Origin of the sequence: Vibrio sp. 10N.261.52.C11, assembly GCF_041471405.1 — a bacterium.
Taxonomy (GTDB): Bacteria; Pseudomonadota; Gammaproteobacteria; order Enterobacterales; family Vibrionaceae; genus Vibrio; species Vibrio crassostreae_C.
In genome coordinates this window covers 146,792-173,272 of the sequence record NZ_JBFROI010000029.1, presented here as the reverse complement: position 1 = coordinate 173,272, position 26,481 = coordinate 146,792, and the positions used below count along the sequence as shown (strand labels likewise).

At 44.1% G+C, this 26,481-nt stretch carries 17 protein-coding genes and 1 riboswitch; of the genes, 11 read left to right on the top strand and 6 right to left on the bottom strand.

Annotated features, from left to right (window positions below):
• Positions 1-777 precede the first annotated feature (777 nt).
• Positions 778-2,058, bottom strand: coding sequence for a sodium:proton antiporter (locus tag AB4323_RS12655; protein WP_017061334.1), 1,281 nt, complete (start codon positions 2,056-2,058; stop codon positions 778-780).
• A 169-nt stretch (positions 2,059-2,227) separates the two neighbouring features.
• Here AB4323_RS12655 and metH point away from each other — a divergent pair, with 169 nt between their 5' ends.
• The gene (gene metH, locus AB4323_RS12650; protein WP_372152622.1) at positions 2,228-5,905 is read left to right on the top strand and encodes a methionine synthase; all 3,678 of its coding nucleotides are present in this window, start codon (positions 2,228-2,230) and stop codon (positions 5,903-5,905) included.
• 106 nt (positions 5,906-6,011) lie between these two features.
• Here metH and lysC read toward each other — a convergent pair whose 3' ends face one another.
• On the bottom strand, positions 6,012-7,379 hold the full coding sequence (lysC, locus tag AB4323_RS12645) for a lysine-sensitive aspartokinase 3 (RefSeq protein WP_372152620.1): 1,368 nt from the start codon (positions 7,377-7,379) through the stop codon (positions 6,012-6,014).
• A gap of 108 nt (positions 7,380-7,487) precedes the next feature.
• Positions 7,488-7,665, bottom strand: a riboswitch (Lysine riboswitch).
• Between the two features lie 176 nt (positions 7,666-7,841).
• On the opposite strand from lysC, the gene AB4323_RS12640 reads away from it, so the two are divergent.
• Positions 7,842-8,981 (top strand): alanine--glyoxylate aminotransferase family protein, encoded by a 1,140-nt coding sequence (locus AB4323_RS12640; RefSeq protein ID WP_372152618.1) that lies wholly within the window; start codon positions 7,842-7,844, stop codon positions 8,979-8,981.
• A gap of 112 nt (positions 8,982-9,093) precedes the next feature.
• Here the strand turns inward: AB4323_RS12640 and AB4323_RS12635 are convergent, their stop codons facing one another.
• The 4 genes from AB4323_RS12635 to AB4323_RS12620 all read right to left on the bottom strand — a co-directional run bounded on the left by AB4323_RS12635 (position 9,094) and on the right by AB4323_RS12620 (position 15,612).
• Positions 9,094-10,857: a PglL family O-oligosaccharyltransferase gene (locus AB4323_RS12635; protein ID WP_372152616.1), complete on the bottom strand. Its 1,764-nt coding sequence runs from the start codon at positions 10,855-10,857 to the stop codon at positions 9,094-9,096.
• Positions 10,858-10,947: 90 nt separating this feature from the next.
• Entirely contained in the window at positions 10,948-13,785 is a 2,838-nt protein-coding gene (gene uvrA, locus AB4323_RS12630; RefSeq protein WP_372152614.1) for an excinuclease ABC subunit UvrA, read from the bottom strand.
• Between the two features lie 149 nt (positions 13,786-13,934).
• Entirely contained in the window at positions 13,935-14,807 is an 873-nt protein-coding gene (galU, locus tag AB4323_RS12625) for a UTP--glucose-1-phosphate uridylyltransferase GalU (RefSeq protein ID WP_017061340.1), read from the bottom strand.
• Positions 14,808-14,964: 157 nt separating this feature from the next.
• Complete coding sequence (locus AB4323_RS12620; protein WP_029235092.1) at positions 14,965-15,612, bottom strand: LuxR C-terminal-related transcriptional regulator; 648 nt, start codon at positions 15,610-15,612, stop codon at positions 14,965-14,967.
• A gap of 278 nt (positions 15,613-15,890) precedes the next feature.
• On the opposite strand from AB4323_RS12620, the gene AB4323_RS12615 reads away from it, so the two are divergent.
• The 9 genes from AB4323_RS12615 to AB4323_RS12575 all read left to right on the top strand — a co-directional run bounded on the left by AB4323_RS12615 (position 15,891) and on the right by AB4323_RS12575 (position 26,480).
• Positions 15,891-16,448: a single-stranded DNA-binding protein gene (locus tag AB4323_RS12615; protein WP_017061342.1), complete on the top strand. Its 558-nt coding sequence runs from the start codon at positions 15,891-15,893 to the stop codon at positions 16,446-16,448.
• Positions 16,449-16,609: 161 nt separating this feature from the next.
• Entirely contained in the window at positions 16,610-18,625 is a 2,016-nt protein-coding gene (gene csrD / locus AB4323_RS12610) for an RNase E specificity factor CsrD (RefSeq protein ID WP_372135482.1), read from the top strand.
• Positions 18,626-18,627: 2 nt separating this feature from the next.
• Positions 18,628-20,070, top strand: a complete 1,443-nt coding sequence (locus AB4323_RS12605; protein ID WP_372152612.1) for an MSHA biogenesis protein MshI — start codon at positions 18,628-18,630, stop codon at positions 20,068-20,070.
• Positions 20,070-20,717, top strand: a complete 648-nt coding sequence (gene pilO / locus AB4323_RS12600) for a type 4a pilus biogenesis protein PilO (protein ID WP_372152609.1) — start codon at positions 20,070-20,072, stop codon at positions 20,715-20,717. The genes AB4323_RS12605 and pilO overlap by 1 nt, the downstream gene beginning before the upstream one ends.
• Positions 20,710-21,042, top strand: coding sequence for a hypothetical protein (locus tag AB4323_RS12595; RefSeq protein ID WP_017061346.1), 333 nt, complete (start codon positions 20,710-20,712; stop codon positions 21,040-21,042). Before pilO ends, AB4323_RS12595 begins: the two co-directional genes overlap by 8 nt.
• A gap of 15 nt (positions 21,043-21,057) precedes the next feature.
• Entirely contained in the window at positions 21,058-22,695 is a 1,638-nt protein-coding gene (gene mshL / locus AB4323_RS12590) for a pilus (MSHA type) biogenesis protein MshL (RefSeq protein WP_372152606.1), read from the top strand.
• A gap of 53 nt (positions 22,696-22,748) precedes the next feature.
• Complete coding sequence (locus tag AB4323_RS12585; RefSeq protein WP_017061348.1) at positions 22,749-23,588, top strand: ExeA family protein; 840 nt, start codon at positions 22,749-22,751, stop codon at positions 23,586-23,588.
• Positions 23,589-23,590: 2 nt separating this feature from the next.
• Positions 23,591-24,766 (top strand): lipopolysaccharide assembly protein LapB, encoded by a 1,176-nt coding sequence (locus AB4323_RS12580; protein WP_065584674.1) that lies wholly within the window; start codon positions 23,591-23,593, stop codon positions 24,764-24,766.
• Entirely contained in the window at positions 24,756-26,480 is a 1,725-nt protein-coding gene (locus AB4323_RS12575) for a GspE/PulE family protein (protein WP_017061350.1), read from the top strand. Before AB4323_RS12580 ends, AB4323_RS12575 begins: the two co-directional genes overlap by 11 nt.
• Position 26,481: the final 1 nt, after the last annotated feature.

The window sequence follows — 26,481 nt, the reverse complement described above, 5'->3', positions numbered from 1 at the left end:
TTTCCGGATTGGTATAATATACGCCATTAGCAAAGCCGCGGATTCTCCTACTTACCAAAACAGCGCGTGTTGGGAGTCTAAACCTCCAACCTTTCCATATACTAAGCCTCAGCAGAAATACTGGGGCTTTTTTGTATCTGCTGCTTCTACGAAGTAATGTTGGGATAACTAGGCGCTCCTAGCTCACCTGCGTGCTCGAATCTCCGGAGTGCCTACTCATTCCAGCCTGGCCATATTTAAGACTCTAGTCTGCACGTCTCGGCAGAAATGCTAGCGCTTTTTATTCCTGTCATTTTTACAAGTATCACTTGAAGTACCATGTGTTCCTTTAGCTATCTCTATCGAACACTGATTTAGTGCAGCCTTGCGGTATTTAATGACTTAGTTCAAACCGTTCACCACTCATCTAGCTCCACAGTCCTGTTAATAACTAACGCTATTCTAGCGAGACGTTGAGTCCCGTTATTTTTGTTTCCAGGTGAAAGGTGAAGTCTTTCGATTGAAGCTTATATAACTTGAGAGTGGGTTATTGGGTAGACTAGCGAGTGCGCACAAGAACGAGTTCTCTGTATGACTTAACCTACTTAAAGAGTTCTGGATACCCACAACAAGGCTTTCGACTACTCAAATACTCGCGGTATCAAATATCGATATAATCTCTATGTTCCACGCATACCTTTCAACGATAACTTCAGTGAGGGAATTGGCGAGTTTGACTTTCATTAGGTATAAAAAAGGCCACCTAAAGTAGGCGGCCTTGGTTGATCTATTTAGATATTAATCTAGCTCTTTCTCTGCTTGTTTTGCTTTCTCTATCATAGGAGTGATTGTTGAGCCTTGAACTAGAATAGAGAACACAACAACGGCGTATGTCATGACAAGGATTATCTCTTTAACATCGATTGCTTTGTCTTCAATTACCCAGATACCTGAAGGGATTGAAAGTGCCATGGCTAGTGCTAAGCCACCGCGTAAACCACCCCAAGTTAGAATCTTAATCGACCACGGGTTGTAAGTTCTAAAGCGTTTAAATCCGATGTAAGACAAGAAAACACTCAAGTAACGTGCACTCAATACTAGAGGGACTGCGAAAGCCATTAAGATCCAATCTTCTTGGTGGAATTTGAATAACAGCATCGACATACCAATTAGTAGGAATAATACGCCGTTTAAGAATTCATCTATCAATTCCCAGAAATGATCTAAGTGATCTTCACTCTCTTTTGAGAATCCGATAAAGCGAGTCCAGTTACCAATCATGATACCTGAGACCACCATCGCTAATGGTCCTGATACATGTAGAACTTCAGCAAACGCATAACCAGCAGTTGGGATGCCGATGGTTAATAGCAACTCCATCGAGTGGTCATCGGTATTGCTGATTAGGTAGTGGAATACAAGACCTAAAACAAAACCATAGACAATGCCGCCAATCGCCTCTTGAACGAATAGCATGGTCACACTACCGACGGTTGGCGCTTCTGTGCCGAATGCGATAGTAAATAGGGTTACGAAGATAACTAAGCCAAAACCATCGTTGAATAGAGATTCTCCCTCGATTTGAGTAGAGATTCTTCTGGGAGCGTCGAGTTTCTTTACTATTGCTAGCACGGCGATGGGATCGGTTGGAGAGATTAGCGAGCCAAAGAGTAGGCAGTAAATCAGATCAAATTGAATACCGATGAACTGGCAAAACCCGTACAGCACAAAACCGATAAAGAATGTTGAAAACAGCGTAGCACCTAACGCGAGTACTGTTATTTCCCATTTCTGGTCTTTTAGGTTTGGTAATTTGATTCCCAAACCGCCTGCAAATAGTAAGAATCCTAATATCCCTTTTAGAAGGAAATCTTCAAAATTGATACTGGCAACGGTTTCTGAGGCGATGTCAGCCAATTGGAACCAATTGTTTTGTCCCGCAATGATAATCAATAGAGATAACATCATTGAGCCTGCTGTGATGGCGATGGTTGTCTGCATTTTACCAATTTTTGTATTCACGAAAGCAATAAGCATGGCTGCAGCGGACAAGAAGCATAAGGTGTAATAGACCGACATTGGGATTCCAACATGTAACAAAGTATGAATATGAATTTTCGTTGTCTCATGCTCAAATAGCAAACATTTTTTTGCCATGACTCAGTAATCAATTTCCTTTTTTAGACGTCTAGACTCCTTTTTAATGTGTGATAGGATGGAGGGATAATTAAAGGAATGAGGTTGTACCGTGGGAAGTAATGTAAGGCAAAAGATTGACGCTCTGTTGAAGCAACGAATTTTACTGATTGATGGTGGCATGGGCACCATGATTCAGGATTATAAATTGGAAGAGCAAGACTATCGTGGTGAACGCTTTGCTGATTGGCACAGTGACTTAAAGGGCAACAATGACCTTTTAGTTCTTACACAGCCTAAGCTTATCAAAGATATCCATTCAGAATACTTGGAAGCTGGGGCTGACATCCTCGAAACCAATACCTTTAACGCTACAACCATCGCTATGGCCGACTATGATATGGAAAGCCTTAGTGAAGAGATTAACTTTGCTGCTGCCAAGCTTGCTCGTGAAGCAGCTGATGAATGGACTGCAAAGACCCCAGATAAACCTCGCTTCGTAGCGGGTGTATTAGGCCCTACCAACCGAACTTGTTCTATATCCCCTGATGTAAACGATCCAGGTTACCGTAATGTTAGCTTTGACGAACTGGTTGAAGCTTATTCTGAATCGACTCGCGCGCTCATTAAGGGCGGTTCAGATTTAATTCTTATTGAAACTATCTTTGATACGTTAAACGCGAAAGCGTGTGCTTTTGCGGTTGAATCTGTTTTCGAAGAAGTAGGTATCAGTCTGCCAGTGATGATTTCCGGTACCATCACTGATGCATCAGGTCGTACCCTTTCAGGACAGACGACAGAAGCATTCTACAACGCCCTTCGTCATGTAAAACCAATCTCATTTGGATTGAACTGTGCATTGGGCCCTGATGAACTGCGTGAGTATGTCGGTGAGATGTCTCGTATCTCAGAGTGCAATGTTTCTGCTCACCCTAATGCGGGTTTGCCTAATGCATTTGGCGAGTATGACCTTTCTCCTGAGGATATGGCTGAACATGTTAAAGAGTGGGCTGAAAGTGGCTTCTTGAACCTAATTGGTGGGTGTTGTGGTACTACTCCAGAGCATATCCGTGAAATGGCTGAGGCCGTTGAAGGTGTAACGCCGCGTCAATTGCCAGACTTACCAGTTTCTTGTCGTCTTTCGGGACTAGAGCCACTGACGATAGCTAAAGAATCTTTGTTCGTGAATGTAGGTGAGCGGACCAATGTCACTGGTTCTGCGCGTTTCAAGCGTTTGATCAAAGAAGAGCTTTACGACGAAGCATTGAGTGTTGCTCGCGAGCAAGTCGAAAATGGCGCTCAGATTATCGATATCAACATGGATGAAGGGATGCTAGACGCCGAGGCGTGTATGGTTAAATTCCTGAATCTATGTGCTTCAGAACCTGAAATCTCGAAAGTACCTGTTATGGTCGATTCTTCTAAGTGGGAAGTTATCGAAGCTGGCCTAAAGTGTATTCAAGGCAAAGGCATCGTTAACTCAATCTCTCTAAAAGAAGGCAAAGAGAAGTTTGTTGAGCAAGCCAAATTAGTTCGTCGTTATGGTGCTGCTGTCATCGTGATGGCGTTTGATGAAGTCGGGCAGGCTGATACTCGAGAGCGTAAAGTCGAAATCTGTACCAATGCCTACAACATTCTTGTTGATGAAGTCGGTTTCCCACCAGAAGATATTATTTTTGACCCGAATATTTTCGCAGTGGCTACTGGTATCGATGAGCATAATAACTATGCGGTTGATTTCATTGAAGCAGTAGGAGACATCAAACGCGATCTCCCGCATGCGATGATCTCTGGCGGTGTGTCGAATGTTTCATTCTCATTCCGTGGTAATAACTACGTCCGTGAGGCTATTCACGCGGTATTCCTATATCACTGTTTTAAAAACGGTATGGATATGGGCATTGTAAACGCTGGCCAGTTGGAAATTTACGATAATGTTCCAGAAGATCTGCGTGATGCTGTTGAAGATGTGGTACTAAACCGTCGTGATGATTCGACTGAAAGATTGCTGGATATGGCGACCGAATACCTAGAGCGTGCTGTTGGTAAGGTTGAAGATAAATCTGCATTAGAGTGGCGAACTTGGCCTGTAGAGAAGCGTTTGGAGCACTCTTTGGTAAAAGGTATCACCGACTTTATTGTTGAAGATACCGAAGAAGCTCGTGTTAATGCCTCTCGTCCTATTGAAGTGATTGAAGGTCCTCTAATGGACGGAATGAACGTTGTTGGTGACCTGTTTGGTGAAGGTAAGATGTTCTTACCACAGGTTGTAAAGTCTGCGCGTGTGATGAAACAGGCGGTTGCCCATTTAGAACCATTCATTAATGCATCCAAAGAAGTGGGCGCAACTAACGGTAAGATTTTGTTAGCGACCGTTAAAGGTGACGTTCACGATATCGGTAAAAATATCGTTGGTGTGGTTTTACAGTGTAATAACTACGAAATTATCGACTTAGGTGTGATGGTTTCTTGCGAGAAGATTCTCAAGGTAGCGAAAGAAGAGAATGTCGACATTATTGGCCTGTCTGGGCTGATTACACCGTCTCTTGATGAAATGGTACATGTTGCTAAAGAAATGGAGAGACAGGGTTTTAAGCTGCCTCTTCTGATTGGCGGCGCAACCACATCTAAAGCTCACACAGCAGTTAAGATTGAGCAGAATTATTCAGAACCTGTTGTATACGTAAATAATGCCTCGCGTGCAGTGGGTGTTTGTACTTCACTACTTTCTGATGAATTGAAACCCGCTTTCGTTGAGAAGCTGGATATCGATTACGATCGCGTTCGAGATCAGCACAATCGTAAGAAGCCTCGTACCAAGCCTGTCACGCTTGAAAGAGCTCGTGCCAATAAAGTTGCTATCGATTGGGATGCGTATACGCCACCGGCACCCGCTAAGCCGGGAGTTCACATCTTCAATGATTTTGATGTGGCAACTTTGCGTCAGTACATCGATTGGACTCCATTCTTTATGACATGGTCATTGGTTGGTAAATACCCTGCAATCCTTGATCATGAAGAAGTGGGTGAAGAGGCAAAACGTTTATTCAAAGATGCTAATGATTTACTGGATCGCGTAGAGAAAGAGAAGCTGCTTGAAGCGCGTGGTATGTGTGCCATGTTCCCAGCGAACAGTGTTGGTGATGATATTGAGGTGTATACCGATGAATCTCGTACCGAAGTTCTAAAAGTTCTACACAATCTTCGTCAACAAACAGAGAAACCAAAAGGCTTTAACTACTGTTTGTCTGATTACATTGCGCCAAAAGAAAGCGGTAAAGCGGATTGGATTGGTGGCTTTGCGGTTACGGGTGGTATTGGTGAGCGAGAGCTGGCTGATGAATACAAAGCGAAAGGCGATGACTACAACGCGATTATGATTCAGGCGGTTGCTGACCGATTGGCTGAGGCGTTCGCGGAATATCTGCATAAAGAAGTGAGAAAGGATATTTGGGGTTACTCGCCAGATGAGAATTTGTCTAACGACGATTTGATTCGAGAGAAATACCAAGGTATTCGTCCAGCTCCAGGTTACCCTGCTTGCCCAGAGCATACAGAGAAAGGTACGTTGTGGGAGCTGATGGACGTTGAAAAGGCAATCGATATGTCATTAACGACAAGCTACGCGATGTGGCCTGGTGCCTCAGTGTCTGGTATGTATTTCTCACACCCTGATGCTAGATACTTTGCTATTGCACAGATTCAACAGGATCAAGTGGATAGCTATGCTGACCGCAAAGGTTGGGATATGTTAGAAGCCGAGAAGTGGTTAGGTCCTAACATTAACTAGTTTGAATCTATGATGAGCTTTGATTCGTAAAGTAAAAAGAGAAAGGGTTGCTAAATAGCAACCCTTTTTGTATTTGTGATTTATCTGTCGATGATAAACGGACTTTCTATTCAAATAATTCTTGGTGCAGTTTTTGAATCGCCAACTTAGAAACAGATTCATTTAGTAAGAAGCACAGGTTGTGTGGGCTTGCACCGTAACAAATCATGCGTAGGTTGAAGTCTTCAAGAGTGCCGAAGACCTGCTTTGCATAGCCTTTGCTTTCACTCATGTTGTTACCAATAAGAGCAACAAGGCATAGGTCGTGTTCAATATCTACAGAACACAGCTCCTCAAGCTCAATGCGAGCGGCTTCAGGTAACTCAGGGGCACCACCAGAGGTATCCGTTTGATCGAGTGTCAGTGAAACACTGATCTCTGAAGTGGTGATAAGATCGACCGAGATCTTATGTTTAGCAAGGATCTCGAATACCTTTGCCAAAAAGCCATAGGCATGGAACATATTAGCGCTACGTAGCGTAACCATGGTTTGGTTGCAGCGTAGGGCAAGCGCTCTAAATAGAGGAGAGCTCTCAACTTCTTGACGAATCCAAGTACCACCTAACTCTGGCGCTTTAGAAGAGCCGACAAATACCGGTATTTGGTGGCGTAGTGCAGGTACTAGAGTCGATGGGTGCAAGATCTTCGCACCAAAGTTTGCCATTTCCGATGCTTCACTAAAGCTGATCTCTGGGATAGGAGAAGCTTTAGGTGCAATACGAGGATCTGTGGTGTAGATACCTGGAACATCCGTCCAGATTTCTAGACCAATCGCCTGTACAGATTCGGCAATCAGTGCTGCTGAGTAATCACTGCCACCGCGGCCTAAAGTCGTGGTGTTACTTTCGCTATCAGCGCCGATAAAACCTTGGGTAACGACAACTTGTTGTTGGCAAAGTGGAATCAGTTTCTCTTGCGCTAGAGCGGCAATATCTTCTAGTTGAGGTTCGGCTTTACCAAAATCATCATTAGTACGCATCACATCTCTGATATCAAAGCGAACAGCAGGAGTGCCTCGTTCAGAGATGATCTGAGCCAAGATGTGTGTCGACATCAACTCGCCACATGCGACAAGGTGATCCGTCAGTTTAGTACTTGTTTGGAATGATGCAGCCTCGGCAGCGCTCGCAATGTCATCAAGAATGCTGTGAACTTCTTTTTCGATGCTGATTGGATCTGCGAGTTGGTCAAGAATTGCGTTATGAATCTCCGCTAATTGCGCCATTAGTTCCTGACGACGTGCTTTATCTTGAACACCATTTGCTAGTTCAACCAGCAAGTTAGTGACACCAGAGCATGCACTACTCACGACCAGTTTCGTGTTTGAGTTGTTTTCAATAATGGCAGCACAACGGCTCATTGCTTCAAAGTTGGCAACACTTGTTCCACCAAACTTAGCGACATTAAAAGAACCAGCTACATTAGATGCACTCACGATATATCTCCCACGACTTCCTAAAATAAAATTACGGTTGGGTAATCCAACGTCCGATGTTTTTCGAAGAGAGTTTTAGAGCAAAAAGAGAGGAATTATTAGAATAGTAACCTCAGAAGCTCTTCACCATATAGAAATGGCGACAGTTGACGGGATTCAGCCCGCTCAACCGATAATAAAGGTCCTGCATACTTTTATTATCTCGGCACTGCTCCCCATAAATGTTTTGTATTGGAAATGCGGTTCCACAAAACATCTGCCTGGGCAGTGCTCCTCTTCTGCTAGATAGCCGTTTCATTGAACGTTTTTGTGGTAACAATGTCAATCCGTAACTTGAGATAATTGAAAAATAATTTTAACAATTATGTGACAGTGGTTTGACCTCAATACTTATGGCTAATTGCTGAGGTAATCAATTTGCTTTAGGGTGGATTGTTCACAACATTAACGTAAGGGATGTACATGTCTAATTTCACACTCACTACTGCTATCGATAGCTTTTATCCACCGCACCGAACGTTAATGGGGCCTGGTCCTTCTGATATCTCACCTCAAGTGCTACAGGCTTTGAGCCGTCCAACCATAGGTCACCTAGATCCGCTGTTTATTGTGATGATGGATGAGCTTAAACAACTTCTTAAATACGCTTTTCAGACTGAAAACGAATTTACGATTGCCGTTTCTGCACCGGGCAGTGCAGGTATGGAGACCTGTTTTGTTAACTTGATTGAGCCTGGTGAAAAGGTGATTGTTTGTCGTAACGGTGTCTTCGGTGAGCGTATGCGAGAAAACGTGGTGCGTTGTGGTGGCGAAGCCATCCTTGTTGATGACGAATGGGGCAAGCCCGTTTCAGTTGAAAAGGTAGAACAAGCATTGGCAGAAAACCCCGATGCCGTTGCTGTTGCATTTGTGCATGCAGAGACATCAACCGGAGCGTTATCTGATGCTCAAGCTATCTCTGCTGTCGCTCGTCAGTTTGATGCGTTAACGATTGTTGATGCAGTGACATCATTAGGTGGTGTGCCATTGCTGGTTGATGAGTGGCAGCTTGATGCGGTTTATTCTGGCAGCCAAAAGTGTCTGTCTTGTGTGCCAGGGCTATCTCCAGTGACTTTCTCTCAGCGTGCGGTTGATAAAATGAAAGCCCGTAAAGCACCAGTGCAAAGCTGGTTTTTGGATCAAAGTTTAGTATTAGGTTACTGGAGTGGAGAAGGTAAGCGTAGCTACCACCATACCGCACCCGTGAACAGCCTTTATGCTCTGCATGAGTCGCTGGTTTTGTTGAAAAATGAAGGCTTAGATAATGCGTGGTCTCGTCATCATGCGATGCACCAAGAGCTTAAAGAAGGCGTAGAAGCTCTAGGGTTAAAGTTTGTGGTTGATGAAGAGAGCCGCCTGCCGCAGCTTAATGCACTTTATTTCCCAGAAGGAATTGATGAGGCTAAGATCAGAACGCAGCTTTTAGAAGAATATAATCTTGAAATCGGTGCTGGGCTTGGCTCTTTGGCTGGTAAGGCATGGCGTATCGGCCTAATGGGTTACGGTGCTCGTAAAGAGAATGTCGCGTTGTGCCTAAAAGCGCTAAAAGATGTTTTGAAGTAGCTGCATGAACTGAAATTAAAAAGAAAAGCGCACGAGAGATCGTGCGCTTTTTTGTATCTACCCCAAGCTCCTACTGCCTACTAAGTGAAGCTTGCGTTGCGAATTCTTAACATTATTCTGCAGACGAAACGTTATCTTCTGCTTGTGACACTTTCTTATACTGAACCTTTGAAAAGTCTCTGTTAGGGAATAAAAAGTTCGCTTCGCTACGAATTTGCTCTGCTTTACTTTCTTCTCCTAGGCCTTGATACGCCAGAATCAGATTGCTGTAGAAAGCCGGTCTTGGTTTACTCTTTATGATCTCCAGTGACCAATCGATGTAAGGCTGTATAAGGCTCGAGTCGGCTTTGTAGAGGCCGATATTAAGGTAAGTGCTGTATATATCCCAATCGTAGCGATCTTTCCACACCACTGGGTTCGTTACCTGCTTAAGAATGTCCGGATTTTTCGGCTTAGACAGTTCAAACTTAGTCAGTACATAGTTGGTGTGCAGGGCGCTCAACATATAAAAACTGACCAAAATAGGGAGCACTAAGCTCAACACTCTAAATAGGGTCTTGCTGATGATACTGAACGACTGTTGATAATGTCGGGAAGAGCGCTGATCTACCCAGTAAATCAATATAATGAATGTTATCCAGTGAATCGCCGAGTGGTAAAAAGGATACTCAAGTTGAGAGTGCAAAAGGATTGGGATAAATAACGCGAGCAGGGCTAGACGTGTTCCCTTTGCTGAACTTGTTATGCGTGACATCACCAATATTGCAGCAATCAAGATTCCGATGATTGGTACAATCCCCCCTTCAACTCCCCAAAACAGGAACTCATTGTGCGGGTGATCCATTGAAGGAAGACCTGGATGATAGTTCGAGTTGAGTTGATGTTGGCGAGCTGTATATAGCGTGTATTCAGACTCAAATTTCCCGTAACCATAACCTGTAAATGGCTTTTCGATCATCATATCTAAAGCTTGCGGAAACGTATAAGCGCGCGGGCTTTCTAGGTTCGCTTTCTTGCTAGCGAGGCTATCAGTCGCACTTAGGCTGATCACCGAAAAAGCGACGACGACACCGACGAGCACTGATGCGCACCATCCGTAGAAGCGTTTCTTGGTCGAGAACTTGTATAGATAGGGCAGAATGCAGATAAACCCAATGACAGCGGCCAACCATCCGGTACGTGATGCAATGATGATCAGCAAGGGCACGGTTAAGGTTGGAGTTAAATACAGTAGGAATGATTCGCTGATCTTATGGTTATATTTAGCCGGCTGCCTTGCTAAAAGGTAAGCGGACAGCATAAAACCAGTAGCAAGAAAGCTTGCCATTACATTCGGTTGTTGAAATATCCCATATGGTCGGTTTGCAGCAGTGTTGTAGCCAAATAGGTTGCCTGGTTCTAATAAGAAATATTGCACATAGCCAAATAGTGCTTGTATAACAACAGCAAGTACAATGAACCACAACATACGTTGCTTGTGTTTATTGCTGAACTTAAATTGCTGCAGCACCACAAATAAGGCAAAGCCCGCCCACAATCCAAGCAAGCGTCCTGACGCTCCTTGAGGTGCAGCATTGCTGTATAAAATGGGTAGCGTGAGTATGATGCAGCTAATCAACAAGCCAATTGTTAATTTGGAATACTTGAGTACTCGATTGGTCGCGAGTTGGTAAAAGCCAATCGCTAGCGTGAAGCTTAGCGCTAGCCAAGTGGTAGGGTTAAAGGATAGAGCAAGGCCCGAACCACCAGGATTCGGCATAAAAAAATGCATAGCTAACAAGAATACAACAGCTAAAGAAGCCAGAAATGCTTTGTTGAGTGGTAGCTGAGTGACCTGATTTTCTAGCTGAGTACCGCTAGTGTGTATTGTTGCCATAAATCCCTAACCTTATAAAAACAGAGCTTGTTCCTTCTGAAACAAGCTCTGTTACTTTAACATTTTTCTGTCTGCCCGCAGGGCGCTATTTTACACCGACTTCAAATTTAACATAGGCTTAAGGAAGCGAGCAGTGTGTGAACCTTCGACTAACGCCACATCTTCAGGTGTACCCTCTGCAACAATCTCACCACCACCTTGCCCACCTTCTGGGCCAAGATCTAGGATCCAGTCTGCTGTTTTAACGACATCTAGGTTGTGCTCAATCACGACAACTGTATTACCGTGATCACGCAGTCTATGTAATACCGTCAGTAGCTGCTGGATATCGTGGAAATGAAGGCCTGTTGTTGGCTCATCGAGAATGTATAAGGTTTTTCCCGTGTCTCGTTTAGACAGTTCACGCGCTAATTTAACACGCTGAGCTTCACCACCAGATAAGGTTGTAGCTGCTTGCCCTAAGCGAATGTAGGAAAGGCCAACGTCCATTAAAGTTTGCAGTTTACGAGCGATAACAGGTACCGGGTTGAAGTATTCACGAGCATCTTCCACAGTCATCTCTAGAACTTCGTCAATGGTTTTACCTTTGTAGCGGACCTCTAGAGTCTCACGGTTATAACGCTTACCTTTACACACATCACAAGGCACATACACATCGGGTAAGAAGTGCATCTCTACCTTGATTACGCCGTCTCCCTGACAAGCCTCACAACGACCACCACGAACGTTAAAGCTGAATCGACCTGGCTTGTAACCACGAGAACGTGATTCCTGAGTGCCCGCGAATAGTTCACGAATAGGGGTGAAAATCCCTGTGTAGGTCGCAGGGTTTGATCTTGGTGTACGACCGATAGGGCTTTGATCTATGTCGATTACCTTATCAAAATGTTCTAACCCTTTAATCTTTTTGTGCTTTGCTGGAACTGCAGTCGTGGCACCGTTTAATTGAGTGTGGGCGACTTTAAAGAAGGTATCGTTGATAAGCGTTGATTTACCCGAACCTGATACGCCCGTAATACAACTGAACAAGCCAACAGGAATTGTCGCGGTCACATTCTTTAGGTTGTTCCCCGTTGCGCCAACGATCTCGACGACCTTTTTCTTGTCGATAGGCGTTCTCTTTTCAGGCACTGCAATTTCTTTAGCACCGCTCAGGTATTGGCCTGTCAAAGAGTTCGGGTTTTCGATGATGTCTTGCATGGTACCTTCTGCCACCACGTGACCACCGTGCACCCCTGCTCCTGGACCGATATCGATAACATGGTCAGCACAACGAATTGCATCTTCGTCATGTTCCACAACAAGTACCGTATTACCTAAGTCTCTCAGGTGAATTAAGGTTTGCAATAGACGTTCATTATCGCGCTGGTGGAGACCAATTGATGGCTCATCAAGTACATACATAACGCCAACTAAACCGGCACCGATTTGGCTCGCCAAACGAATACGTTGCGCCTCACCACCAGACAGCGTTTCAGCACTGCGTGATAGGTTAAGGTAGTTCAAACCAACGTTGACTAAGAAATGCAGACGATCATTGATCTCTTTCATCACTTTATCTGCGATCTGCCCACGTTGACCGTCTAGCTTCAATTCTTGGAAAAATTGTAGTGCGTCAGCAATGCTAAGTTCAACGATTTCCGGAAGTGTTGTATCACCAATGAAAACATTACGAGCTTCTAATCTCAGGCGAGTGCCATCACAGCTAGAGCACGATTTGGTTGAGATGTATTTAGCAAGATCTTCACGCACTGCGCTCGATTCAGTATCACGGTAACGGCGCTCCAAGGTATTTAAAATGCCCTCAAATGGATGACGCTTAACCCGAATATCACCTCGGTCATTGATGTACTTGAATTCCACTTCAGTACGACCTGATCCTTTTAGAATGATCTCTTGAGTCTTTTTCGGTAGAGAATTAAATGGCGCATACAGATCAAAACCATAATGGTCTGATAGCGACGTTAGCATTTGGAAATAGTAGTAGTTCTTTTGATCCCAACCTTTTATCGCACCTTCAGCAATGCTTAGGTTCTCATCTAAAATCACTCGGCTTGGATCAAAATACTGTTGAACACCAAGACCATCACACGTACCACATGCTCCTGCCGGGTTATTAAATGAGAACAGGCGAGGCTCAAGCTCTTGCATGCTGTAACCACATTTAGGACAAGCGAAGTTAGCAGAGAATACGATCTCTTCTTGATCCGTTTCGTCCATCCAGCCGACGACAGCGATACCGCCAGAGAGCTCTAATGTGGTCTCGAATGACTCGGCTAAACGCTGTTGAAGATCAGGACGAACCTTGAATCTGTCTACCACAACTTCAATGGTGTGCTTCTTATGAAGTTCAAGTGCTGGTGGATCGGATAGATCACAGGTTTCACCATCAATTCGGGCTCGGATAAAGCCTTGCGCAGCTAAGTTTTCCAGTGTTTTAACATGCTCACCTTTGCGCTCTTTGACAATCGGTGCCATCAACATCATCTTTGAGCCTTCAGGCAGTTCTAAGACCTTATCGACCATTTGACTGATGGTTTGTGCTGCTAGAGGGATGTTGTGGTCTGGACAGCGAGGTTCGCCTACTCGCGCATACAATAATCTGAGGTAATCATAGACTTCGGTAATGGTACCGACGGTTGAGCGAGGGTTATGTGAAGTCGATTTTTGTTCTATTGAGATAGCTGGAGACAGACCTTCAATATGGTCGACATCAGGCTTTTCCATAAGAGATAGAAATTGACGAGCGTAAGCAGACAGAGATTCAACATAACGACGCTGACCTTCTGCGTAGAGTGTGTCAAACGCAAGTGACGACTTTCCTGAACCCGATAATCCGGTGATGACAGTCAGTTTGTCACGTGGAATGGTTAGGTTGACGTCTTTGAGGTTATGCGTACGAGCGCCTCTAATTTCTATTTTATCCATCTCAATAGACCATGTAATTTTAAGTGGCTAAAGTATTACATAGAGTGAGATTTGTGCAAAGTTTTACTGGATAAAAAAACAGTAAACAAAAAGGGCGACTCAAAGAGTCGCCCTTTCTAAAATCAGTAACGTTAGTGATTAACCAGTCGTTATGCTTCTTTCTTGGTCGAGTGTTTACCTAGCTCGATTTGCTGCTGGTCTTTCTTGTATAGGTTTTCGAAGCAGTAGTTTGTTGCTTCGATATAGCCTTCAACACTACCACAGTCAAAACGTTGGCCTTTAAATTTGTAAGCCAATACACAGCCTGCTTTTGCCTGTTTTAGCAATGCATCAGTGATCTGGATTTCGCCGCCTTTACCTGGTTCTGTCTGCTCGATTAATTCAAAGATATCTGGAGTCAGAATATAACGACCAATGATCGCTAGGTTGCTTGGTGCTGTACCTTGCTCTGGCTTCTCTACCATGTCATCAACTCGGAAAAGGTCATCTTTGATCATTTCGCCAGAGATAACACCGTACTTGTGAGTCTCTTCTTCTGGAACTTCTTGTACAGCAACAATAGAACAGCGGAACTGTTTGTATAGCGCAACCATCTGAGCTAGCACGCCTTGTTGCTCGTTCACACAAAGGTCATCAGCAAGTACTACTGCGAACGGTTCATCGCCTACAAGTTCGCGACCCGTTAAAATAGCATGGCCAAGGCCTTTCATCTCACGTTGACGAATGTAGGTGAAGTTTGCCGCTTCAATCGTTTCACGGATATTAACCAATAGGTCTTCTTTATTGGTGCCGCTAATCTGGTGCTCAAGCTCGTAGTTTTTATCAAAGTGATCCATGATCGAGTGCTTACCACGTCCAGTAACGATGCACATTCCATCCATACCAGCTTCGATAGCTTCCTCTACACCGTATTCAATCAGAGGCTTGTTTACTACAGGCATCATTTCTTTAGGCATTGACTTGGTTGCAGGTAAAAAACGTGTACCGTAGCCAGCTGCCGGGAAAAGGCACTTTTTGATCATGATAAGACCCTTTATCTATAATAATTATTGATTCAACCTGAGTGGTTGATATTTCTGAGGGCAACTCTAGCATAAGTTATGTCGAAAATTCAGCAACAATAGCCATGGTTTACTAGAGCTTCCCTCAAAATTATCGTCAGACTAAGAGGTGGGTCGATTATGCAAGCAGGTTCTGGTTTGCCCATGCTATCGCTTGAACTCTATTTTTTACCGCAAGCTTACGGAATATTTGATAGAGGTGAGATTTAACCGTGAACTCACTAATAAACAAGTCATCGGCGATTTGTGTGTTTGAAGACCCGGATTGAAGACAGCGAATCACCTGGATCTCACGAATGGTTAAATCAACATTGGTTGGTGTGGTGTTGGTATTGACCATATTGCGATAATAAAACAACAGTTGATTGGTTACCTTCCTTGGCAGCCAGTTATCGCCATCAATGACTTCTTGAAGACCACGAGCAATCTTGTCCTTTTGTTCAGTGTTGTAAAAGAGTCCTTTTAGTACCCCATAGGTAAGAAGCTCTGAGGTTGGAAGTTGCTGGGGGACATTGAATAAAATGATTTCGTGATTTTTCCACATAACAGTCAGGTTAGGACAAATAATCAGTAGTTGTGGTACCTCTCTGTAATCGACGAGCAAGATCCGGTTACTCCGCTTTCTATCAACTAGCATTAATTCGTCGGGTGTCATTTTGTAGAGAACAATAGATAAATGCTTTTCTATCTCTTTTACATGTAGATAGGTATCGTTTGGGTCGATGCACAGAAAGTGTAAAGTGCGAGCGTATCTTGATTTTCTCATTGAAACGTCCTGTTTGAGTGGGATTAGATTCCACGTTGTCATGCAGGCTTTAGCTTCTCTAGCGCCTTGATAGTGACTTGCGTTGAATATCAATTATCAAAGTAAATGAGTGGTTTGTAAGTGGAGAAAAAAGCAACATCGCTCTGAATATCATGATTTGTTACGTTTTTATTCTTTGTAGTGAGGAGAGAATAGGAATGCGATTTATCACTGCAGAAAAGCATGCTATTCTTGTGCGCTAAAATTTTCTGAGACTATGAATTTAGACGGAGCAAATCATGGCTAGCCGTGGAGTTAACAAAGTTATATTAGTGGGTAACCTAGGTAATGACCCTGAAATTCGTTACATGCCAAATGGCGGCGCAGTAGCGAACATTACCATTGCAACGTCAGAGTCATGGCGTGATAAAGCAACTGGCGAGCAGCGTGAAAAAACAGAATGGCACCGTGTTGCTCTGTTTGGCAAGCTTGCGGAAGTTGCTGGTGAGTACCTACGTAAAGGTTCTCAAGTTTACATTGAAGGTCAACTTCAAACACGTAAATGGCAAGATCAAAGCGGTCAAGATCGCTACACAACTGAAGTGGTTGTTCAAGGCTTCAATGGTGTAATGCAAATGCTTGGCGGCCGTGCTCAAGGTGGTGCTCCTGCTCAAGGTGGCATGGGTAACAACCAACAGCAAGGTGGTTGGGGTCAGCCACAGCAGCCACAACAACAGCAACAACAATACAGTGCTCCCGCTCAACAGCAGCCAAAAGCACCTCAACAAGCTCCTCAGCAGGCTCAACCTCAATATAATGAGCCGCCAATGGATTTTGATGATGACATCCCATTTTGATCCCTGTTTTTAATATATTATAAAGACAGTATTAAATTGGAAAAAGCCGCGTTCATCGCGGCTTTTTGTTACCTACAATTCTTAACGCTTTATTTACAACGTCAATTTATAGTATAAGTAGCAATACGGTATAATGTGAGTTGAAAAGGATTTCGTTATTCATGAGATATACCCCGACACTAAAATTGAGCACTCGATTGGTCGCATTTGTCACCGTGATAGTGATCAGCGCGATGTTCATTCTTTTTATTGGTGGCACACTTTCCTTTAAGCGTATTGGACAGGAATATTTAGACCATTATTTGGTTGGCATTGTCGACGTTGTAGATAAAGAGATGGAAGACCCTGACGCCGCGTATTCAATGCAGCGTTGGATGCCTAAGATGTTGCAGGCGAGCAATATTGTTGAGATGAAACTCTCGAACAAGACCGGCATCGTTTATCGTTTCAAAGATACCTCCCCACAAATTGATCCCAATCGTCTTTATGAGAAAAGCTTCATTTTAGAGCGTAATGAAGGCTACCGAATCGAATTTAAAGCACTTCCTCCTTATATTGGCTACAACTACTCAATGGAAGCGATGTGGTCAATTACTTTGGCTGTCGCATTGGTTCTGTTCTGTCTTGCTCGCGGTGTTCGTTGGTTGAAAGAACAACTCATGGGTTCTGAAATCTTGGAAGAGCGAGGAAGAATGATCTTGGCCGGTCAGGTTGAAGCTCATGCAAAGGGAGATGAGCGAGAGTGGCCTTATACCGCAAGCGAAGCCTTAGATGTATTGATTGAAGAGCTACAAGATGCTCGTCAAGAACGAAGTCGCTTTGATACCTTTATTCGTACCCATACTTTCCTAGATAAACTCACGGGAACGGCAAACCGAGTTTTATTCGATAATAAGCTGGAATCGGCACTGCATGAAAGTGGTGCTCGAGGCGGTGTGTTACTGATACGTATCGACGAATGGGAGCAAGTTAGTGATGCTAACGATAAGCAAACCACAGACGGCTTTATTATTGAAGTCGGTGAAGTACTGTCGAATATCGTTCAACGCTATCCCGATGTCATTTTTTCTCGCTATTACGAAGCGGACTTTGCTGTATTTATCCCTCATCAGGGCGCAAAAGATATTGCGACCTTGGCTGCTCAGTGTTTAAGGCAGTTAGATAAGCTAACTCCGCCAGAGCCTTTAGAGTCGGATAACTGGTGTCATATTGGTGTGACCATGTATACCGAAGGTGAGCGTCATAGCCAGATCATGGATGAAACGGAAACGGCACTAAAGAGTGCTCAGTTAGAGCGTATTAATAACTGGAGCCGTTACCCGAAAGAGAATAAGAATGAGCTTGATAGAGGCAGTGTTCGTTGGAGAACATTACTTGATAAAGCGCTGCTTCCTGAAAATTTAGTAATCTTTGCTCAGCGGTGTTATCTTATGCCGGAATCTGGTCAAGTTAATGAATTGCATAGAGAAATATTTACTAGAATTCAGGATCCTGACAAAGGTTTATTGAAATCGTCTCGATTTATGCCTGCGGTAGAGCAAGTGGGTTATCAAGCTCAAATGGACCAATCGGTTCTAAAGGTTGTGTTGAAATCGTTGAAAGAATCAACTCAACCTATCAACTATTCAGTGAATCTGAATGTTACCCCGTTTGCTAATAAACAGCACTTTAAGTGGTTTAGGAGTGAGTTGTTACAGCTCTCTGCTCAACACCGCTCTCAGCTTGCGTTTGAGTTTCCAGAAGGGCACTTGATTGCTCATCTTGATTATATGAGACCGGTGGCAAAGATGTTGCGAGGTTTAGGGTGTAAAGTTGTGGTTGGCCAAGCTGGGCGAACCATTGTTAGCACTCACTATATAAAGGATTTGAAGGTTAATTATATTAAGCTTCATCGAAGCCTAATAAAGAAAATCGATCAAAGGCATGAGAACCAACTGTTTGTCCGAAGCTTAATTGGGGCATGCGGTGACTCCCCAACTCAAGTTATTGCCGTTGGAGTCGAGACAGAACAAGAAAAGAACACCTTGATAGAGTTAGGCATTAACGGCTATCAAGGGAGATATTTCGACGAAGAACAACAAATTATCCCTTTGCCTAATCAAGCTGAAAAGGTCGCGAAAGCGGAATCTGTTGTGAAAGTTGGACGAAGAAATCGATGGCGTAAGAGTAGTAGTTAACAATGAATTTTAAAGCGATTTTAGACAAGATAAAGCCAACGAATAATAAAGACAGCTCTCAAGTTGTCATGTTAGGCAACGATGCCATTTATATTTCATCGACAGAACAAGAACCTCAAGTAACCAGCATTCCCGTGGTTAATGGGGACTGGGAGAGTGCGCTAAAAAAATCGCTTAGCAGTGAGGCGTTTACCAGTAATAGCCTCCAGCTGATTGTCTGTGCTAACTACTACCAAACCTACCAAATTGATAAACCGGACATTCCAGAGAGTGAATGGTCGGTTGCCTTGCCTTTTTTACTCAAAGATCTTGTCTCTGAAAGAGTGACTGAAATTATCGCGAGTGCAGTCGCGTTACCGACGTCGAATAAGCTGCAAGTGTATGTTCTGCCTAAAAAACTGTTAGACAAGCTTTTGAATATTGCTAATTCGGTTCAGGTTGAATTAATAGGCGTTGCTCCTGAAGATGAAATCTGGGGTTACAGTGCTGGCGAACTGTCTAATTTCATCCTTTTGCAGCGCAGCGCCAATTCACACTTTAAGCTAGGTGCGTTTGTTGAAAATACTGTTTGCTTTCAAAGAACCATCCGTAGTGTTGTTCCACCTTTAACGGGTGTTGCATCAAGCGCTCTGCAGTTAGATGGTCTTGCTCTAGAACTTCAACGCTCGATTGATTACCTTTCTTCTCAAATCAAAGGCACCCAGCTTCACCAGCTTAAAATCTGTTGTGACGAAGAAGATGAAGCAGAGTTACAAAGTGCCTTAAACAGTACATTGAGCTCGACAGTTTCACTGTTGGTTGAAGGTGAGCGTGATAATTCAGAGAGTTTGTTGCTTAAACTTGCAGCTGAAAAAGAGACGTTTAAGGTCAATCTTTACCCTGAACACCTTAAGCCTAAAAAAGAATATTTTACGCTGACCAATGTTGTTGCGAGCTGGGGAGTAGTTTGTGTTTTGATGCTTGGTGGTTACTTCGCAATGCAGTATCAAGTTTCTAATCTAGATAAAGAGCTAACAGCCCTGCAACAAGACTCGAATCAACTTAACAAGCAAGTTAACCAATTGAATAGTAAGTTAACTCAGCATAAACCGTCTCCAGAGAAAGTCGCGGCGGTTGCGCGTCTCAAACGTGAGACTGAGGCTAAAAAAGAGGCTTTGAAGGCTGTTGGACAATACGACGAATCCCAACAAGTCGGGTATTCTGGCGTCATGAATTCCTTAGCTAAATTAGGCCGAAATGACATTTCTCTTTCGCACATCTACATGACCCACGATACTTTAGATCTTAGTGGCTTGGCTCGTAACGCAAATGTCGTTCCGAACTGGATTGGTCAGTTTAAAAGTGAGCTTAATTTAGTCGGACGCACTTTTGAAAAACTAAAAATTGGCCGTAATGATCAGGATGTGGTGACGTTTGAGCTAAGTACTCGTCGGGAGAGTAAATAATGCAGCAGTGGAACCAGCTGAGCGATAAGTTTCTTGCATTAAGTCAAAGAGAAAAATGGCTACTTTTTATGTGTGGTTTTGTTGGCCTATCGATGTTGTTGTTCACCTTATTGGTTGAGCCTGCGTATCTCGATCTACAAGCTAAAAATGCCAAGGCGAGCAGCCTGACTCAATCGAATCAAAGGCAGCAAGGTGAGTTACTTGTTCTGCAAGCTCAGTTAAACAAAGACCCAGACAAAGAAATTAATCGAGAGTACAAAAAGCTGCTGGTGGAGAGCCAAGATCTCTCTCTTCAGCTTTCTCAGATTGTTGATGGATTAATCACACCTTCTCAAATGTCGCAGTTACTGGAGAGCGTTCTTAACGCCGGTAATGGACTAAAGCTTGAATCGCTAGAGTCATTAAAACCAGAAGCGATTTCGAACAATAAAGAGACCAGCGAATATTCAGGCTACTTTCTTCACCCTGTAAGAATGGAGCTAACCGGCAGTTACTTTGATATCTCAGCTTACCTTCAAGCACTTGAGTCTCTACCTGTGAGTTACTACTGGCGCACATTTGAATACTCAGTAGAAGAATATCCTAAAGCTCGACTGGTGTTCGAGGTTTACACATTAGGTACTAGACAGGAGTTTATCGGTGGTTAGAACTCTTTTGTTGTCCTTGCTATTTAGTAGCTCTTTTGTGTGGGCTGAGCAAGATCCCACGGCGCCATTAGGCTGGCTTTCACCTCAACAGAAAACGGCGCCTGCTAAGAAAGCACCAACTCGTTATCGCTTGCCTTCTTTAGAAAGCATCGTGTGTAAGGGAGATACGCCTTGCTATGCGATTATGAATGGTCAGATTCTCGGACAAGGGGAAACGATCAGAGGGTACCGAGTTAAGAACATAGATCCAGAATACGTCACTCTGCAGAGAAGCTCTAAGCAGTGGAAATTAGAGATGTTCTCTTTAGATGTTAAGAATAATTAAGGTTAGAGTGAAGACATGCGTAAACTTGTAGTAGCAATCCTAGTGTCATCTTTAGTCGGCTGTTCGATGGGGCATAGAGATCCTGTTGAGATCAAAGAGTCTTTAAACGAATCAATTAATGAAGCCAATAGCAGAGCGCTTCATGAGCTGCCTTCGTCGGTTCAAGATGACCTTATGCCTCAGCTTAATTCTGACTCGATGTCTCCGGGGATGGAAACGGTTAAGCGTTTTCGTATTCAGGCAAAAGGCGTTGAAGCGAGAACTTTTTTTGCCAGCTTAGTGAAAGGTACGGAATATAGTGCGGCTATTCACCCAAGTGTGTCTGGAAACCTTACGCTTAATCTAACGGACGTGACGTTAGATGAGGTACTGGCTGTTGCTCAAGATATGTATGGCTACGATATTGAAAAGCGTGGCAAAGTGATTCAAGTTTATCCTGCCGGTCTTCGCACCGTAACGATCCCTGTCGATTACTTACAAGTTAAGCGTTCTGGTCGCTCACTAACGACGATCACCACCGGCACGATCTCTAACTCAGATTCGAATTCATCGAGCTCTTCAAACTCGAACTCAAACTCGTCAAATTCATCTAACTCTTCTAATTCATCAAACTCGACATCGAATGGTGGTACAGAGATTGAAACGACCTCTGAAAGTGATTTTTGGCCACAGCTTGAAGCGGCGGTTGCTCACTTAATTGGCTCGGGCGATGGGCAAAGCGTTGTCGTGACCCCGCAAGCGAGTGTGATTACGGTTCGTGCTTACCCTGACGAAATTCGTGAAGTTCGTGAGTTCTTAGGCATTTCTCAGAAGCGTTTGCAGCGCCAAGTTATCTTGGAAGCCAAAATCATGGAAGTGACCTTGAGTGATGGTTACCAACAAGGTATTAGCTGGTCCAATCTATCTAAATCTATTGGTAGCGGTGGTGTTGTTATTGACCGCCCTACAAGTACTCTACCGCCGTTAGATGCGATCAGTTCTCTACTCGGTGGGCAAACTAATGTCACGATCTCTGATGGTAGCTTCGAAGCGGTTTTGAGCTTTATGGATACTCAAGGTGACCTTAACGTTCTATCGAGCCCGCGAGTAACGGCTGCGAACAACCAAAAAGCAGTTATCAAAGTGGGAACCGATGAGTATTACGTAACAGATTTATCAAGCTCAGTCGGTAGTGGTGATAACGCGAATGTGGCTCCTGAAGTTGAGCTCACTCCCTTTTTCTCTGGTATCTCTTTGGATGTAACTCCTCAGATAGATGACAAAGGGGGCGTATTTTTACATGTTCACCCTGCCGTTATTGAGGTCGAGGAAGAAGTGAAAGAGCTCAACCTTGGTTCTACAACGGGTTTGGTGCAACTTCCTTTAGCGAAAAGCTCTATTCGAGAGTCTGACTCAGTGATTCGAGCTCGAGATGGCGATGTGGTTGTTATTGGTGGTTTGATGAAATCCAACACCAGTGATGTGACTTCTAAAGTTCCATTCCTCGGTGATATTCCAGCCTTAGGTCATTTGTTCCGTAATACCAATCAGTTAACGCAAAAAACTGAGCTCGTGATCTTGCTTAAGCCAACGATCGTGGGTGTGAATACTTGGCAAAATGAGTTGGAGCGTTCACGTGATCTTCTTCAGCAGTGGTTCCCTGATGAAGAGTAATTGCTTACTTTCTCAATATAGAGTGGCAGTGTCTCACTAAGCTAGGTCGTCGTATGTATCAAGCTCACTTTGGTTTTGAACAACTGCCATTTACCTTAACGCCGAATACCGATTTCTTCTATGGTTTAGCGCCTCATTTCGAAGCGATTCAGACGGTAATCTCGGCGTTGGAAATGGGCGAGGGCGTGATTAAGGTGACCGGAGAGGTAGGCACTGGAAAAACCATGGTTTGCCGGATGTTGGTCAATCACCTACATGACTGTACAGCTCTGATCTACTTACCAAACCCTGTGTTATCAGGGGCAGACTTGCGCCAGGCGGTTGCAACAGAGCTTGGTTTAGCTGTCGATAATGAAGCAACCTTGGTTGATAACATTCAGCATAAGCTCATTGAATTGCACAATTCTGGTTTAAGAGTGGTGGCTATTCTTGATGAAGCTCAGGCTCTATCGGATGAAGCGCTCGAAACATTAAGGTTGTTTGGTAACCTTGAAACGGAAGATAAAAAACTGCTGCAGATTGTCTTATTAGGTCAGCCAGAATTGGATGCTCGATTAGAGGCTTACCACCTAAGGCAGTTTCGCCAAAGAATCACATTTAGTTCGACACTGAGACCGCTGAATCTCGATGAAACGGTGGCTTATATTGATAATCGAATCGCTAAATCTGGTGGCAGCCCTGAGTTATTCAGCTTGAATCAAAAAAAGGCGATCTGTCGTTCGTCGTTAGGTATCCCTAGATTGATAAACCAACTTTGCCATAAGGCTCTATTGCTTTCGTTCAGTGAAGATAAGAAAAGTATCGACAACCAACATCTTTTTTCAGCTATGCATGAAACGTACGATGTGTGTAAGCCTAAATTTAAAACGCCAATACTGTGGGGTTGGAATTAATTATGAGCGTCATTAACAACGCCTTGTCTGAATTGGCAAAGAAAAAGTCAGCGACTTCGATTGAAGCGGCAGTCGTACCTAAAGTAAAAACGCGTTCCCCCCTAGTTTGGGTTGTTGCAGGTTTTACTTTGAGCTTAGCGATGGGCGGTTGGGCGATATCGCAAGGCCCTGTGATTGATCAGTCTATTGTTGAGCAGTCAATCTCAACTCGAGATTTACAGGTTCAAGTCTCTGTCGTTGATGATTCAAATGGCATTCAGGAAGTTGCTCAACCTATCTCATCGCCAACTAAGAAATTGGTGACACTAGACTCTGCGATCCTTTCAACAGAAAACACTGCGATGGCAAAAAGCGCTCAATCTAAGCCTAGTGTTTCCGAATCAGTTGTTATGTCTGCCCCAAAAGCGACAAAACAACAAACACCGGCTAAACCTCTAAGCACGCCTAAAACGATTAGGACTGACATCCCCCAACCGATTTACGTTGCTAGTGTGGCAAAAAAAGCCCCTGCGTCTATCTCTAATGAGCCTGTAGCCTCTGGTGATTCAGAAAATAGCGGAATGTTGATCGAACAGGTTGAGTTAACTCCGGAACAGCTATCTGTGAATGCACAAGGTCGAGCTCAGAAAGCGCTTGATGCGAACGATCTTACTGGTGCGTTGAAGGGCTACACTGAAGCTCTACGCTACACGCCACGAAATGAAGATGTCCGTCAGAAACTTGCGATTCTCTATTTTGGTAAAGGCGATACTCGCAAAGCCTATGAGCTTTATCAGTCTGGAATTAAGCTCAACATCAACAGTGAAAAATTGCGATTAGGGTTATCTAAACTGCTGGTTAAAGCGAATCAATCAGAAGCGGCGCTGAGCCCTTTAGTACACATGCCTCCGCATCCAACTCAAGAGTATCTAGCAATGCGTGCGGCGTTGAGCCAAAAATCACAGCAAGAAGAAATCGCACTCGAGAGTTATCAAAAGTTGGTTGAGGTCGATTCAGATAACGCTCGCTGGTGGTTGGGCTTAGCGATTCAGCAAGAACGCCAACTCGACTTCACGGCTGCTAAAGCGTCATACCAAGGTGCGTTAACCAGAGTCGGTATCTCATCTCAATCACAAAGCTTTGTGCGTGACCGGTTAAAAATACTCAATGCTTTAGAGGAGAGCGGCGATGCAAATTAGATTAAGAAAAAGACTTGGTGATTTGCTTGTCGAAGAAGGCATTATCACCGAGGCTCAAGTTGAACAAGCACTGGCCGCTCAGAAAAGTACTGGGCGTAAGCTCGGTGATGCTCTAATTGAGCTTGGCTTCTTGTCAGAACAGCAAATGCTGAGCTTTTTGTCGCAGCAGTTAGCGATTCCTCTTATTGATTTAAGCCGAGCCGTTGTCGATGTTGAAGCGGTACAGCTTTTGCCAGAAGTACATGCTCGTCGCCTTCGTGCCTTAGTGATTGGGCGCCAAGGTGACACTTTACGTGTTGCTATGAGTGACCCAGCCGATCTGTTTGCCCAAGAGTCTTTGCTTGGTCAGCTCGGCGATTACGCGCTGGAATTCGTTGTTGCTCAAGAAAGGCAATTGGTTGATGGCTTCGATCGCTATTATCGAAGAACCAAAGAGATCGCCTCGTTTGCAGAACAGCTTCACGCTGAACACCAAGTTAATGATGCCTTTGATTTCGATATCGCTGAAGAAGACAGTGATGAAGTTACCGTCGTTAAGCTGATCAACTCGCTATTTGAAGATGCTATTCAGGTTGGTGCTTCGGATATTCATATCGAGCCAGATTCAAACGTATTGCGTCTTCGTCAGCGTATTGATGGCGTACTGCATGAAACATTGCTGAATGAAGTGAATATCGCTTCTGCACTTGTACTGCGCTTGAAGCTGATGGCAAACCTCGATATCTCAGAGAAACGTCTTCCTCAAGATGGTCGCTTTAATATCCGAGCTAAAGGTCAGTCGGTTGATATTCGTATGTCGACCATGCCAGTACAGCACGGTGAATCAGTGGTTATGCGTCTTCTTAACCAGTCAGCAGGCCTACGTAAACTAGAAGAGTCGGGCATACCGAGTGATCTGTTGGTTCGTCTGCGTCAACAATTGCGCCGTCCACATGGCATGATTTTGGTTACCGGACCAACCGGCTCAGGTAAAACAACAACCTTATACGGCGCGTTAAGTGAATTAAACGAACCGGGTAAAAAGATCATTACTGCGGAAGACCCGGTGGAATACCGCCTACCTCGTGTGAATCAAGTTCAGGTAAACCCTAAGATCAATCTCGATTTCTCTACTATCTTGAGAACCTTTCTACGTCAGGATCCCGATATTATTCTTATCGGTGAGATGCGTGACCACGAAACCGTTGAGATAGGCTTGAGAGCTGCACTGACCGGCCACTTAGTATTAAGTACGTTACATACCAATGATGCGGTAGACAGCGCGTTGCGTATGATGGATATGGGTGCTCCGGGTTACTTGGTCGCGAGCGCTGTTCGAGCAGTAGTCGCACAGCGATTAGTTCGTAAAGTGTGTACAGATTGTAAGGTTGAGGATGAGTTAGATGAACCTCGCAAGCAATGGCTGAGCGTCCGTTTCCCTAACCAAGTAGGTGTGCCGTTTATGAAAGGCCGTGGTTGCCAGAACTGTAACTTAACCGGTTACCGCGGGCGAATTGGTGTATTTGAAATGTTGGAGCTAGAGCAAAACATGATGGATGCACTGAGAGCTAATGATGCGGTAGGTTTTGCTCAAAAGGCGAGACAGTCTGAAAACTATAAACCGTTATTGGCTTCTGCGATGGAATTGGCTCTGCAAGGTGTCGTGAGTCTTGATGAGATAATGCATCTTGGCGAAGGTGATGCGTCCGGTGCCACTGACCCAATTTATCTGTAGG